At 73.0% G+C, this 14000-nt stretch carries 12 protein-coding genes; 7 read left to right on the forward strand and 5 right to left on the reverse strand.

All coding sequences use genetic code 11. The features are described 5' to 3' along the window. The first annotated feature begins 14 nt into the window (after positions 1-14). Together ACFUUZ_RS24440 and ACFUUZ_RS24445 are read left to right on the forward strand one after the other, a co-directional pair. Entirely contained in the window at positions 15-449 is a 435-nt protein-coding gene (locus ACFUUZ_RS24440; protein WP_378699989.1) for a hypothetical protein, read from the forward strand. Between the two features lie 4 nt (positions 450-453). Beyond that, positions 454-825, forward strand: a complete 372-nt coding sequence (locus tag ACFUUZ_RS24445; RefSeq protein ID WP_378699991.1) for a cupin domain-containing protein — start codon at positions 454-456, stop codon at positions 823-825. Positions 826-993: 168 nt separating this feature from the next. Here the strand turns inward: ACFUUZ_RS24445 and ACFUUZ_RS24450 are convergent, their stop codons facing one another. Beyond that, the gene (locus ACFUUZ_RS24450; protein ID WP_378699993.1) at positions 994-1395 is read right to left on the reverse strand and encodes an SdpI family protein; all 402 of its coding nucleotides are present in this window, start codon (positions 1393-1395) and stop codon (positions 994-996) included. A gap of 175 nt (positions 1396-1570) precedes the next feature. Here ACFUUZ_RS24450 and leuS point away from each other — a divergent pair, with 175 nt between their 5' ends. Then, entirely contained in the window at positions 1571-4405 is a 2835-nt protein-coding gene (gene leuS, locus ACFUUZ_RS24455) for a leucine--tRNA ligase (RefSeq protein WP_378699995.1), read from the forward strand. A gap of 3 nt (positions 4406-4408) precedes the next feature. Here the strand turns inward: leuS and cutA are convergent, their stop codons facing one another. Both cutA and ACFUUZ_RS24465 read right to left on the reverse strand, forming a co-directional pair. Next, positions 4409-4750 (reverse strand): divalent-cation tolerance protein CutA, encoded by a 342-nt coding sequence (gene cutA, locus ACFUUZ_RS24460; protein WP_378699997.1) that lies wholly within the window; start codon positions 4748-4750, stop codon positions 4409-4411. A gap of 9 nt (positions 4751-4759) precedes the next feature. Then, positions 4760-5443 carry an SDR family oxidoreductase gene (locus tag ACFUUZ_RS24465; RefSeq protein ID WP_378700000.1) on the reverse strand — a complete coding sequence of 228 codons (684 nt, stop codon included), beginning with the start codon at positions 5441-5443 and terminating at the stop codon, positions 4760-4762. Between the two features lie 138 nt (positions 5444-5581). Here ACFUUZ_RS24465 and ACFUUZ_RS24470 point away from each other — a divergent pair, with 138 nt between their 5' ends. Beyond that, the gene (locus tag ACFUUZ_RS24470; RefSeq protein ID WP_378700002.1) at positions 5582-6919 is read left to right on the forward strand and encodes a glycogen debranching protein; all 1338 of its coding nucleotides are present in this window, start codon (positions 5582-5584) and stop codon (positions 6917-6919) included. Between the two features lie 34 nt (positions 6920-6953). On the opposite strand, the gene ACFUUZ_RS24475 is transcribed toward ACFUUZ_RS24470, so the two are convergent. Continuing rightward, on the reverse strand, positions 6954-9017 hold the full coding sequence (locus tag ACFUUZ_RS24475; protein WP_378700004.1) for a PhoX family protein: 2064 nt from the start codon (positions 9015-9017) through the stop codon (positions 6954-6956). 200 nt (positions 9018-9217) lie between these two features. Beyond that, entirely contained in the window at positions 9218-10021 is an 804-nt protein-coding gene (locus tag ACFUUZ_RS24480; protein WP_378700053.1) for a hypothetical protein, read from the reverse strand. Between the two features lie 115 nt (positions 10022-10136). On the opposite strand from ACFUUZ_RS24480, the gene ACFUUZ_RS24485 reads away from it, so the two are divergent. The 3 genes from ACFUUZ_RS24485 to ACFUUZ_RS24495 are packed head-to-tail and all read left to right on the forward strand — an operon-like array spanning position 10137 to position 13988. Next, complete coding sequence (locus tag ACFUUZ_RS24485) at positions 10137-11486, forward strand: hypothetical protein (RefSeq protein WP_378700006.1); 1350 nt, start codon at positions 10137-10139, stop codon at positions 11484-11486. Continuing rightward, positions 11486-12433, forward strand: a complete 948-nt coding sequence (locus ACFUUZ_RS24490) for a hypothetical protein (RefSeq protein WP_378700009.1) — start codon at positions 11486-11488, stop codon at positions 12431-12433. Before ACFUUZ_RS24485 ends, ACFUUZ_RS24490 begins: the two co-directional genes overlap by 1 nt. Beyond that, entirely contained in the window at positions 12417-13988 is a 1572-nt protein-coding gene (locus ACFUUZ_RS24495; RefSeq protein ID WP_378700011.1) for a tetratricopeptide repeat protein, read from the forward strand. Before ACFUUZ_RS24490 ends, ACFUUZ_RS24495 begins: the two co-directional genes overlap by 17 nt. Positions 13989-14000 lie beyond the last annotated feature (12 nt).

A 14000-nucleotide genomic window follows, 5' to 3' on the forward strand; every position in this document is an offset into this window, starting at 1 on the left:
CCAGCACCGCGACCTTGACCGGCGTGCCCTCCGCGATCCGGTCGTACACCGCTCCGGTGAAGGGATCCACCTTGCTCCGGTCGGCCGCGGTGATCGGCCGCGCGGGCGTGCCGTCCGATCCGATCAGGTCCTCGGCCCGCAGCAGCGCGAGCGCCGCCAGGATCGGCCGGTTGTCGTCGATCAGCAGGCCGAGCTCGGGCGCGCTGAGTTCGGACCCCGGCTTCTCCAGCCGCGGCTTCACGTCGTCCCGCCGCACGACCCCGCGGCGCAGCCAGATCGCCGCGAGCACCGCGGCCACCGCGACCGGGAAGTACAGCGCGAGAAAGTCCGGCCCGGAGATCCCCCAGGTGTCCGCCGCCGTGTCGAGCACGCTCATCTCCACCTCACGATTCGCCGCGTTTCGCCTGATTATCGAGGGCGGTCGGGTCGCGCGCCAGATGGTTCCATGAACCCATGGCGAATTTCCCCCGGCTGCGCCCCAACCCTGCGCCCGCGCACGGCACCGCCAGCCGCGAATGGTTCCGCTTCACCCTGGGCCGCCGCGAGTTCGTCCTGCGCCAGACCGTCATCGACCCCGGCGGGAGCAGCGGCTGGCACTACCACGACGGCACCCTGCTCGTCCTCGTCACCCGCGGCACCCTCGACCACCCCGACGCCCGCCTCACCCCCATCCGCTACCCCCGCCCCCGCCTCTTCCGCGAGCCCAGCGGCCCCCGCCACCTGCACGTGGCCCGCAACTCCGGTCCGGGACCGGTCACCATCTGGGTCCTCTACCGCAACCCACCCGGCGCCCCGCTGTCCCGGCACATCGAGCCGCTGGATTGACGACACCGGCTAGGGCGGACGCACACCGCACGGTGCGGATATCCGGGGTTCGGCCCCCGCCGGTTCACGACCGGAGATGTTCACGGAGGCGGGAGATCCGGGAGGCACCCTGGTCGGCCGAGAGGCCGATAGCTCGAGCCGCAGAGCCCGGAGTAGCTGCAGAGCCCCTCAGGCGGGCTCGCAGGTGGAGCGGAGGGAGCAGGAGCCGCAGGCGCTGCCGCAGCCACCGGTCTGGGCGGGGACCAGGGGCTCGATGGCCCGCTCGGCGGCAGTGGCGCCGGCGCCGAGGGTGAAGACCGCGATGACCCCGACCACGGCGGCGACGACGAGCGCGACGACACCGCCCGCGGCGAGCGCGACCAGACCGCCGGCGAAGAGCAGGAAGCCCGCGGCGACGGAGGTGGGGGCGGCGATGCGGTTGGCGACGCGGAAGATGGACTCGTCGGTGAGCGCGGCCTCGCTGTGCACGCCGACGAAGCGGTTGCGCGGCAGCCGTCCGGTCAGGCCGAGCAGGCCGGTCGCGACGGCGACGGCGGCCGCGGCGAACAGGAGGAGAGCGACGACGAACACCCGGGTAGGTTATCGCACGGGCCCTGCGCACCCGCGCGGGCATCGTCCGGTGTGACGCCCGCTACCAGCGCAGATCCGATAACGCCAGACCGGCCGAGATCTCGTTCGAGCTGAGCGGGCCCACGTTCTACCCTGATAACCGGGCTCCGGAACGAACACGAAGGAAGGCTGAGCGGTGGAGGACACGCGGGCGACCGAGAGCGGTGGCACCGAGAAGGACGGCCCGCAGCATCGGTACAGCGCCGAGCTCGCGGGGCGCATCGAGCGCCGCTGGCAGCAGGCCTGGACCGAGCGCGGGACCTTCCACGCGCCGAACCCGGTCGGCCCGCTCGCGGGCGAGACCCCGGCCGACAAGCTGTTCGTGCAGGACATGTTCCCGTACCCGTCCGGCGCCGGGCTGCACGTCGGGCACCCGCTCGGCTACATCGCCACCGACGTCTTCGCCCGCTACCACCGCATGCGCGGCCGCAATGTGCTGCACGCGCTCGGCTACGACGCCTTCGGCCTGCCCGCCGAGCAGTTCGCGGTGCAGACCGGCACGCATCCGCGGGTGACCACCGAGTCCAATATCGCGATCATGCAGCGCCAGCTGGACCGGCTGGGCCTCGGCCACGACCGGCGGCGGTCGTTCGCCACCACCGACCCGGAGTACTACCGCTGGACGCAGTGGATCTTCCTGCGCATCTACAACGCCTGGTACGACCCGGAGGCGAACCGGGCGCGACCGATCGCCGACCTGGTCGCACAGTTCGCCGACGGTGCCCGCCCGACTCCGGACGGCAGGCCGTGGGCCGAGCTGCCCCAGGCCGAGCGCAATGCCGTGATCGACTCGTATCGCCTGGTCTACCAGACCGATTCGATGGTGAACTGGTGCCCCGGCCTCGGCACCGTGCTCTCCAACGAGGAGGTCACCGCCGACGGGCGCAGCGAGCGCGGCAACTTCCCGGTGTTCCGGAAGCGGCTGTGGCAGTGGATGATGCGGATCACCGCCTACTCCGACCGCCTGGTCGACGACCTGGACGGCCTGGACTGGCCGGAGAACGTGAAGACCATGCAGCGCAACTGGATCGGCCGGTCCCGTGGCGCGCAGGTGAAGTTCGGCACCGAGGCCGGGTTCATCGAGGTCTTCACCACCCGCCCGGACACCCTGTTCGGCGCCACCTACGTGGTGCTGGCCCCGGAGCACGAGCTGGTCGACGCGCTGACCGCCGAGCAGTGGCCCGCCGACACGCACGAGCGCTGGACCAACGGCGGCGCCGCGAACCCGCGCGAAGCCATCGCCGCCTACCGCGCCGCGATCGCCGCCAAGTCGGATCTGGAGCGGCAGGAGAACAAGGAGAAGACCGGCGTCTTCCTCGGCACCTACGCCATCAACCCGGTGAACGACGCGGCGGTGCCGATCTTCGTCGCCGACTACGTACTGAGCGGGTACGGCACCGGCGCCATCATGGCGGTACCCGGCCACGACCAGCGCGACTGGGACTTCGCGACCGCGCTCGACCTGCCGATCGCCGAGGTGATCGCGGGCGGCGACGTCACCGCCGCGGCGCACACCGGCGAAGGGAAGCTGGTCAACTCCGGCTTCCTGGACGGCATGGAGGTCGAGGAGGCCAAGGCCACCGTGATCGCCCGACTGGAGACGGTCGGCGCGGGGACCGGGACCGTCCAGTACAAGCTGCGCGACTGGCTCTTCGCGCGGCAGCGGTACTGGGGCGAGCCCTTCCCGATCGTCTACGACGAGGACGGCGCGCCGCACCCGCTGCCGGAGTCCATGCTGCCGGTGCGGCTGCCCGAGCTGGAGGACTTCGCGCCGGTCACCTTCGACCCGGACGACGCGAGCTCCGAGCCCTCGCCGCCGCTGGCCAAGGCCACCGACTGGGTCGAGGTCGAGCTGGACCTGGGCGACGGCGTGCGCAAGTACCGCCGCGACACCAATGTCATGCCGAACTGGGCGGGCAGCTCCTGGTACCAGCTGCGCTACGCCGACCCGACCAATACCGAGGCGTTCTGCGCGCCGGAGAACGAGGCGTACTGGCTCGGCCCGCGCGGCGCGGCCGACCCGGGCGGCGTCGACCTGTACGTGGGCGGTGTCGAGCACGCGGTGCTGCACCTGCTGTACGCGCGGTTCTGGCAGAAGGTCCTCTTCGACCTGGGCGACGTCACCGGCAGCGAGCCGTACCGGAAGCTGTTCAACCAGGGCTACATCCAGGCGCACGCCTACACCGACGAGCGCGGCGCGTACGTGTCCGCGGCCGAGGTGGTCGAGCGCGACGGCCAGTTCTTCTGGCAGGAGCAGCGGGTCTTCCAGGAATACGGGAAGATCGGCAAGTCGCTGAAGAACGCCATCTCCCCGGACGAGATGTGCGACCTGTACGGCGCCGACACCTTCCGCTTCTACGAGATGGCCATGGGCCCGCTGGACACCTCGCGCCCGTGGGCGACCAAGGACGTCGTCGGCGCGCACCGCTTCCTGCAGCGGGTCTGGCGGCTGGTGGTGGACGAGGAGTCCGGGGCTGTCCGGGTCACCGACGCCGAGCCGTCCGCAGAGACGCTGCGCGTGCTGCACCGCACCATCGCGGGCGTCGACGAGGACTACGCCGCCATGCGCGACAACACCGCGGGCGCCAAGCTCATCGAGCTGACCAACCACCTGACCAAGGCGTACCCGGACGGGGCGCCGCGCTCGGTGGTCGAGCCGGTGGTGCTCATGCTCGCCCCCATGTCCCCGCACATCGCGGAGGAGCTGTGGGAGCGGCTGGGCCACGCCGAGTCGCTGACCACCGGCCCGTTCCCGGTCGCCGACCCGGCGCTGCTGGTCGAGGAGTCGGTGGAGTACCCGATCCAGGTGAACGGCAAGGTGCGCAGCCGGGTCCGGGTGCCCGCCGACGCCGACAGTGCCGCCATCGAGGCCGCCGCGCTGGCCGACGAGAAGATCGCCGCCCTGCTCGACGGCGCGGCGCCGCGCAAGCTCATCGTGGTCCCGGGCAAGCTGGTCAATATCGTCCGGTAGCGGCTACTCCACCACGCCGGGCTCGGTCTCGGCGAGCACCCAGTCGCGGTAGCCGGGGTGGACCACCGCCACCGGCACCGCGACGACCTGCGGGGTGTCGTAGGGGTGCTCGGCGTCGGCGCGGACGATGATCTCGTGCACGTGCGCGCGGCGGGTGTGCAGGGTGACGAGCGCTTCGGGCTCGTCGGCGATGGCGCCCGCCCAGCGGAAGAGGCTGCGGACGGCGGGCTGCAGGTTGCCGCAGGCGACGAGGCGGTCGGCGAGCAGGCGGCGGGTGAAGCCTGCGAGCCAGTCGGGGTCGGCGGCGGTGATGCTGACGGTGACCAGTTCTTCGTCGACGGACATGAAACCCTCTCAGTTGCCGTACGGGCGGATGACGATCTCGGTGGGGTGCGCGTCGCGCGGGGTCTCGATGGCGGTGCGCACGGTGCGCGCCACCGTTGCGGGGGTGAGGAATTCGGCCGGGTCGTACGCGCGGCCCTCGCCCGCGATGATCTCGCGCTGCATGTCGGTGTCGATCCGGCCGGGGTGGATGGAGGTGACGCGGAGCCGCGGCTCCTCCTGGCGCAGGGCGTCGCCGAAGGCGCGGAGGCCGAATTTGCTGGCGGCGTAGGAGGCCCAGCCGGGGTGTGCGCGCAGCCCGGCGCCGGAGTTGATGAGCAGCACGTGGCCGTTGGCGGCGCGCAGGGCGGGGAGCAGCAGGCGGGTGAGCTCGGCGACGGCGATCAGGTTGGCCTCGAGGGTGCGGCGCCACTGGTCGACGGTGGAGTCCGCGACGGTGTCGATGTCGGCGATGCCCGCGTTGTGCACCAGGACGTCGAGCCGCTCGATGGGCGCGGTCGCGGCGGCGACGGCGGCGTAGTCGGTGAGCTCGACCGGCCAGCCGGTGGCGTCCGGGATCTCCGCGAGCACGTCGGTGAGCGCGGGCAGGCTGCGCGCGCCGAGCAGCAGCCGGTGCGTCGGCGCGAGTTCGCGGGCGATGGCGGCGCCGAGCCCGCGGGCGGCTCCGGTGACGAGGGCGACGGGTTTCGCGGTCATGGTCCCCCACGGTAGCGGCCGACTTCGGGTGCCCGGCCGGGTCCGAAAACCGTCCGATCGGCATGAAGTACCCCCGCGTGGCCCATACCACCCGGCACTGAACGGGCGGAACCGCGCCGATCGCCGCAGAATGAACAGATGCAGCACCCCGGTTTCACGCCGACCCAGCTCGCGGCCCGCGCCGCCTACCTGCTGCGCGGCAACGACCTGGGCACCATGACCAGCGCGGCGCCCCGGCTCTACCCGCACATGTGGAGCTGGGACGCGGCCTTCGTCGCGGTCGGGCTCGCCCCGCTGAGCGTCGAGCGGGCGGTGATCGAACTCGACACCCTGCTCTCCGCGCAGTGGAAGAACGGGATGATCCCGCACATCGTCTTCGCCAACGGCGTGGACGGCTACTTCCCGGGGCCGGCCCGCTGGGAGTGCCGCAAACTCGCGGCCAATGCCCCGGACGGCCCGGACACCTCCGGCATCACCCAGCCGCCGGTGCACGCCATCGCGCTGCAGCGCATCCTGGACCACTCGCGCAGGCACGGCCGCAGCACCAGGGCCGCCGCGGACGAGTTCCTGAACCGGCGCTGGGGCGACCTGGTGCGCTGGCACCGCTGGCTGGCCAGTGCCCGCGACCCCAAGCACACCGGCCGGATCACGCTCTACCACGGCTGGGAATCCGGGATGGACAACTCGCCGCGCTGGGACCGGGCCTACGCCAATGTCGTCCCCGGCGACCTCCCCGCCTACCACCGGGAGGACGTGCTGGTGGTGAGCGACCCGTCGCAGCGGCCGTCGGACCGGGAGTACGACCGCTACCTGTGGCTGGTCGAGCAGATGCGGCGCTCCGGCTACGACGACTACCAGCTCGCCTCGACCATGAGCTTCGCGGTGGAGGACGTCTTCGTCACCGCGATCTTCGCGCTCGCCTGCGACGTGCTCGCCGATATCGGCGAGGAGTACAAGCAGCCGCACGCCGACGTCAGGGAGCTGCACGGCTGGGCCGAGCACTTCCGCGCCGGGGTGCTGGCGACCACCGACCCGCGCAGCGGCGCCGCCCGCGACTTCGACGTCCGGCTCGGCCGCTGGATCGACACCGAGACGCTGGCCATGTTCGCGCCGCTGCTCTGCGGCGGGCTGCCGCGCGACACCGAGCGCGCGCTGCTCAAGCTCTTCGAGGGGCCGCGCTTCTGCGGCCACCCCGACCTGCGCTACGCGCTGCCGCCGTCGACCTCGCCGGTGGCGCGCGACTTCAAGCCGCGCGAGTACTGGCGCGGCCCGGTCTGGCCGGTGATGAGCTGGCTCTTCTCCTGGGTCTTCGCCCGCCGCGGCTGGGCCGAGCGCTCGCTCACACTGCGTGCGGAGGGGTTGCGGCAGGCCGGGGACGGCAGCTTCGCGGAGTACTACGAGCCGTTCACCGGGGAGCCGCTCGGCAGCATGCAGCAGTCCTGGACCGCGGCGTCGGTGCTGGACTGGCTGGGCTGACACCCGGCCCCGCGCCGGGGCCGGGTGCGCGGGCTCAGACGCCGATCCGGCCCTGACCGCCCTTCCAGGCGACGACGACGGAGGGGCGCGGCTGGGTGGTGCCGCCGTCGGGCCAGTGCGAGACGGGGTTGTCGGCGGAGGCGTCGTCCTCCTCGCCGGGGTGCTGGACGCAGACCAGGACGCGGGACTCGGTGATGACCGGGCCGCAGGTCTCGCCGCCCTTCGGCACGGTGAGGAACTGCTTGGTCTCGCCGCGGTTCGCGCCGTCGAGCACGACCGAGAAGAGGCCGTCATTGGCCTTCAGCGCATTGCCGTCGGTGGAGATCCAGAGGTTGCCGTACTGGTCGAAGGCCAGGTTGTCCGGGCAGGAGATCGGGCTGACCTTGGTCTTGTCGAAACCGCCGTAGTAGGTGTCGGCGGCGTTCGGGTCGCCGCAGACGAGCAGCAGCGACCAGCTGAAGCGGGTGCCGGTGTGGTCGTCGTCGATCTCAAGGACCTGGCCGTTCTTGTTCAGGTTGCGCGGGTTGGCCTCGTCGGCGGCGGCCTTGCCCTCCTTGCCCCGGTTGTCGTTGTTGGTCAGCGCGACGTAGACCTTGCCGGTGACCGGGTTGGCCTCGAAGTCCTCCGGGCGGTCCATCTTGGTGGCGCCGACCTTGTCCGCGGCCAGCCGGGTGAAGACCGCGACCTCGGCGGCGGACATGCCGTCGACCTTGGAGGTGCCCTTGCCGTCGGGGCCGCTCTCCAGCAGCGGGATCCACTCGCCGGTGCCGGTGAAGCCCTGCTCGGAGGGGAGCTTGCCGGAGCCGTCGATCTGCGCGGCGTGGTCGCCGGTGAGCTTGGCGACGTAGAGCGTGCCCTCGTCCAGGATGGTCATGTTGTGCCGCATGGCGGCGGCGCCGGTGCCGGACTGCACCTTCTTGGTGGAGACGAACTTGTACATGTAGTCGAAGCGCTCGTCGTCGCCGGTGTAGGAGACGACGGAGCCGTCAGCGGTGACGTAGATGCTGGCGCCCTCGTGCTTGAGCCTGCCCATGGCGGAGTGCTTGACCGGCACCGAGGCGGGGTCCCACGGGTCGAGCTCGACGATGTAGCCGAAGCGGTTCGGCTCGTTGGGCTCCTGGGCCAGGTCGAAGCGCTTGTCGGTGCGCTCCCAGACATTGGTGCTCGGGCCATCGGCGAAGCCGTAGCGCTTCAGCCTGGCCGCCGCGGTGGGCTCGGTGACGGCCTGCGCGTTGGCGAAGTAGCCGTGGAAGTTCTCCTCGCCGGAGAGCACGGTGCCCCACGGGGTGGTGCCGCCCGCGCAGTTGGCGAAGGTGCCGAGGACCTTGGTGCCCGCCGGGTCGGCGGCGGTCTTCACCAGGTCGCTGCCTGCCGCGGGACCGGTGAGCAGGAACTCGCTGTCGGCGGTGATCCTGCGGTTGTACCGGCCGAAGGCGGGAGTCAGCCTGCCGGAGCCGTTCTCCCCCCTGACCTCGACGACGGCGAGGCCGTGCGCGGCCTTGGTGATGGCGATCTGCTCGTCGGTCGGGTTCTTCTCGTCGTAGCCGCGGAACATATGCGGGCCGGTGGTGTACTCGTGGTTCACCACGAGCAGGAAGGCATTGGGCTGCCCCTCGATCGGCAGCAGCGCGGCGAAGTCGTTGTTGTAGCCGAACTGCTTGGCCTGCGCGGCCGCGGTCTGCCGGTCGAAGTCGAAGGCGGGGGCGTCGGCGAAGATCGGGTCGCCCCAGCGGATCACGACGGCCTGCTCGTACCCCTCCGGGACGACGACGGCGTCCTTGGTGTTCGGTGCGACGGCGCTGAAGGTGGTGCCGGTGCCGTCGGTCGCGGCGGCGGCCTGCGAGGTGTCGGTGGAGCCGCCGCCGTCACCGCAGGCGGCGAGCGCGCTCGCGGCGCCGACCGCGAGCACCGCGGCCGCGCCGCCCTTGAGCAGGCCGCGCCGGTTCAGTGCGCTGACGATATCGCCGAAGTAGGCGCCGTCCGAGGTGTTCGGGACCGGGTGGAAGCAGGCATTGGCGCATTTGTACTCGCAGGTCACGCGGGCCCGGGAGGACTGGCCGTCGTGCGTGGTGAAGAGGGTGAGGGGTTTCGGGCTCACTGCGGCTCCTACGGGTCGGGCTGTCGGCCGCACGGTAGACGACGTTCCCCAGGGACAGTCGACGGCGAGGTGAACAGCCACCCAATTAGGTAACCCTCAGTTTGCCGGGCAACCGGCGGGCATCCGCCGCACGCGAACGATCCCGGCGCCTCGGGGAGACACCGGGATCGGTGGGGGGCGGGCTGCGGCGGCGGTGCCGGTCATGCGCCGACCGGGACGGCGATGACCACCTCGCTCTCGTCCTGCGGCAGGTAGTGCACTCGGAGGATGCGGCCGACCTGCACGTGCCCGACCGCGGTCGGCGGCACGTACTTCTCGGTGCGGGCGGCGAAGGTGCTGCCGTCCGGGCGGGTGACCACCAGCCCGAGCACCACCTTGGTGTGGCCGTCGCGGATCTCGCCGGGGACCGAGAGCGTCTGCACCACGCCCTGGGCGGCGATGCCGCGCTCGGCGATGTCGAGTTTGCCGCGGGTGGTGAAACCCTTGCGCAGCATGGCCTCGTTCATGGCGTGCTGCGCCGCGCGCTGGTCCCCGGAGAGGTCGATCTCCACCTTGTCGGTGCGGTGCGGCAGGTAGCGAACCGGCAGCACCACGCCGGGGCGGAGCGTTGACATCTGGTGCAGCGGCACCACCAGCTTGGCGGCGGATCCGAAGACCTTGCCGTCGGCGCCCTCGACGCTGAGCTCGATCCGCAGCTGCGGCTGGTCGTTCAGGCTGACGCCGGTGTGCCGGACGGCGCGGACCGTGCCGAGCCCGATCTGCGCGCCGCGGAAGGCGTGCGAGTTGGTGCCGGTGAGCGCGGAGAGGATGCCGTCGCCGGTGAAGGCGAAGACGATCGGGGTGATGGTCAGGGCGATGATCGGCAGCGCCATCTGCGGGCCGACCCAGGCCAGGATGTCCTGGCCGTACTCGGTGGGGCCGTCGTAGGTGAGGCCGTGCAGCAGGTAGTAGCCGAAGGCGGCGACCGCGAAGGCGGCGGCGACGGCACGGGCGACGGTCTTGATGTTCATGGGATTTCGTTCCTCCGGGCTCGGGTTTCGGCTGTTGGTATGAAGGTAGGAAGGGTGCGCGGCCTACCGATCCCAGCTTTGGTCGGGAACCAGGCGCTAACCTGGTGCGATGCGACGACCCCGGGCCGCTGTGCTCGACGAGGTGTGGCGCGGGTTCGACGGGTTGGCACCGCTCAGCGGTCCGCAGGGCGGGCCGCTGCGCCGCACGGTGAAACTGGTGCTCGACCCGCTGGTGATCCGGCCGGTGCAGTACCCCGCCTGCGCGGGCCCGGTGCTCGACGCCGACGGCATCGCCCTGCTCACCGCGAGGCTGCACGCCGCCGCCGACGACCTGCGCGCCACCGCCGCCTGGTTCACGCTGCTCAAGCAGGTGCGCCGGGCCGCGAAGATCACCGACGGCAACCCGCAGGACCTCTACTTCCAGCGCTGCTTCGAACTCGCCGCCACCCGCGGCGCCCCGGAGCCGCTGCGCGACCGGGCCGTCGCCGAGGCCGCGCTGCGCGAGATCCACGACAACCCGGCGGGCCGCACCGTCGCCGTGCTGCGCGCGCACCTCACCGACCCGGCGCGCGCCGCCGAGCTCGCCGAGCTGCTGGCGACGGCGTGGGCGCGGCGCCCGCTCACCGAGGCGCCGACCCCCGCGCACGGCGCCGAGCTGCACACCCTGCTGGACGCCTGCGCCGCCGCCCGGCTCACCGACGGCGTCGACAACGGCCTGCAGACCTTCGACGACCTGCTCGACGCGCACGCGGGCACGCACGCGGGCATCGAGCTCTGGCAGCTGGTGACCGGGTGGACCGCCGCCGAGCTCGGGCTCACCGCGCGCCCGGTGCCGCAGCAGCCCGCGGTCGGCAGCTCCGCCGCGACCGCGCAGCTGGGGCGGCCGTTCGACCGGACGGTCTACGAGCGGGTCTTCACCGTGCTGCAGGGCGGGAGCGAGCGGGCCGACCTGCCGACCGTGCCGGAGCTGGTCGCCGCGGAGGTCGCGCGCTGCTGTGCGCCGCTGGCGCTGCTGGACGAGTCGCTGCGGCTCACCGCGGCCGCCGGGATCGCGCTCGCGCTCGGGCTCGCGCCCGCCGGGGTGAGCGCGCCCGCCGCGGACGGCACGCCGGTGACCGCGCCGGACACCACCGCCGCGCACCGCATCGTGAACGGGCGCTGGCAGCGGGAGGCGTATGTGCTGGCGGCGCGGCGGTTGTCGATCGCGGGGGCGCCCGATGCGGAGCCGCTCGCCGCGCTCGCCGCCGATCTCGCGCGGCCGTGGCGGCCGTACCTGCGCAGGCTCTGGGTGCGGTTGCACGGGCGGGATGTGCGGGCGGCACCGGTGTACGACCCGGACGAGCTGTGGGATCTGCTCGACGGTGTCGCCCGCTCGGTCGTGCTCGATCACCGGATGCGGGTGAAGCAGGTGCTCAGCGCGCGTGCTGAGCTGGAGACTCCGGCGCAGAGGGCGGGCTGATGGTGACCGTTGACGTGCGCAGGGCCGGCGGGCTGACCGTACTCGCGGCTGCCGGGGCGCCTACCGTGCTCGACCCGGCTCCGGGGGTCGGGGTGCTGGTGCTCGAGGTCGCGGGTGGGCATCTGACCTGGGATCTGTTCGGGGACAGCCTGGTTCCGGCGGCGGTGCTGGACGATCCCGAGATCGCGCAGGACTGGCTCTGGGCGCTCTACGGGGAAGCGGCCGCGGTGGCCGTCGCCGATCGCGTCGAGGGGCCGCTCGATGCCGAGCCCGCCGACCTCGCGCAGGCCGAGGCGGCGCGGCGGCTCGCGTACGCGCACTGGGCCGCTCGCTGGTGGCCCGCCTCCACGCTGGACGGGATCGCCGCGCTCGACCCCGGGCTGCTGGACGCGGAGATCGCCGAGCTGACCGCTGCCTGCGATGCGCTGGTGGACGGCGCCGACGCGGTCGCCGCCGAGGCGGTCGCGGTGGCGGCGCGGGCCGAGGACTACGCGCTGGCCGCAGGCGACGGGGTGCGGGAGGGGATGGTGCTGCGGCGGGGGAGCACCGGGTGGGCCTGGCATCGCTGCCCGCCCGGGGTGGTCGACGCCTCCGAGCAGGCGTTGACCTGGGAGTCGTTGCGGCAGGGCGGGGCCGGGGTGCTGCGGGTCGAGGTGGTGGCGGCGCCGCGGGCGGTTCCGGTGCTGGTGCCCGCGCACCTGCGGCCCTGGGTTCGGGTCGGGGAGCTGCGGGCGCCGCTGGATGCCGCGGCCGATCGGTGGGTTACCACGCTCGCCGCGGCCGATGCCGGCGAGCCGGAGCTCTTCGTCCCGGGAGTCGGGTCGGCGCAGCCGGATTCGGCGGCTGATCGGGTCCGGGTCCGCGATTTCGCCCGCGCCCGGTTGTCCGGGACGGATTCCCTGCTGCGGGCCGAGAGCGCCGCTGCTGCCGATGATTCCGACTTCTGATCCCGGCGCCACGGGTCCGATCGAGCCCGACGCTCCCGATGGGCCGGGCGACGGTGCGCCGGACGGCCGCGCGCTGCTGGCGGCCGGGGCCGCGGCGTACGGCCGGGGCGAGGTCGCCGAGGCGCTGCGGATCTTCCGCGCGGCGAGTAGCGACCCGGACCAGGGCATCCGCCTCGCCGCCCTGACCAATGCCGCGAGCATGCACGACGAACTCGGACAGCACACCGAGGCGCTGCCGCTGCTCCGCGAAGCGCTCGCGCTCATGCCCGCCGACGCGGTGCGGACGCGCCCGCACGCGCTGGTCAACCTCTCCCAGGTGCAGCAGCACCTCGGCGACCTGGACGGGGCGCAGGACTCGCTGGCGGAGGCCGCGACCCTGCTGGCAGGTAGCACCGACCCGGAGCTCGGCCGGGTCCGGGTCGCCTGCCTGCTCTCGCTCACCGCCGTGGCCATCCACCGCGACCACTGGGCCCGCGCCATCGAACTCGCCACCGAATCGCTCGACACCGCCGTCCGATTCGCCCCCGACCTGGCCGGACACCCGCTGCTGAACCTGGCCGCCGCGCACTTCGAGACCGGCCGCACCGACCTGGCGCTCGACTTCGCCGCCCAGGCGCGCGCCGCCTTCACCGAGGCGGGCGACGGCAACGCGCTCGCCGAGGCCGAGCAGAACACCGCCATCATGCTCGCCCGGTGCGGCCGCCCGGACGCGGCCGCGGAGCCGCTGCGTCGCAGCCAGGAGTACTTCGAGCGGGCCGGGATCGCGCACCGGGCGGGGGTCGGCGCCAAGCTGCGCGGCTTCCTGGCCGAGGGAGCCGAGCGGTTCGCCGACGCGGAGGCGGCGTACCGGGGCGCGCTGGCCCGGTTCGAGGGCTCCGGCGCGGTACTCGACGCCGCGGAGGTCAGGGTGCGGCTGGCCACCGTCGCCGCCCGCACCGGCCGCCTCCCCGAGGCGGAAGCCCTGCTGGACCAGGCGTTCTCGGCCTGCGCGGAGCGCGGCATGACCACCCGCTGCGCCCAGATCGACTACTGGCACGCCGCACTGATCGAGGCGGCGCAGCCGGACCCGGCGCTGCTGGCCCGCGGTACCGACCTCGCGGTGATCGCCGCGCTCGCCCTCGACGCCGTGCGCTTCACCTTCCCGGACGGCACCCAGCGGGCCCGCTGGAACGCCGAGATCGCGGACCCGGCCGCGCGGGTCGCCTTCCGCCTCGCCTACGCCTCCGGGAATGGGCAGCTGATCGCCGAGCTGATCGAAACCCGCTGCGCGGGCACCACCATCGACCTGGACCGCAGCACCGGCACCGCTGCCTCGCCGACCCTGCCGCTGACCTGGATCGATCCGCCGGAGCAGCAGGGCGGGGCGCTGACCGCGGGCGGCGCCGTCGAGCTGGGGATCGCGCTCGCCGAGGTCGCGGCCGCCGCCGGGCTCGCCGTGGCGCCGCCGCCGCGGATCGCGCTGCCGGGCGGGCGGATCGCGCTCGCCGGGCACCTGGCCGCCGCCGAGCAGCGGTACGGCAGGCCGGTGCGGGACAACCGGGTGGTGCGGAGTTGAGCAGGCCCACCG

This window comes from Nocardia sp. NPDC057353 (genome assembly GCF_042667085.1).
Taxonomy (GTDB): Bacteria; Actinomycetota; Actinomycetes; order Mycobacteriales; family Mycobacteriaceae; genus Nocardia.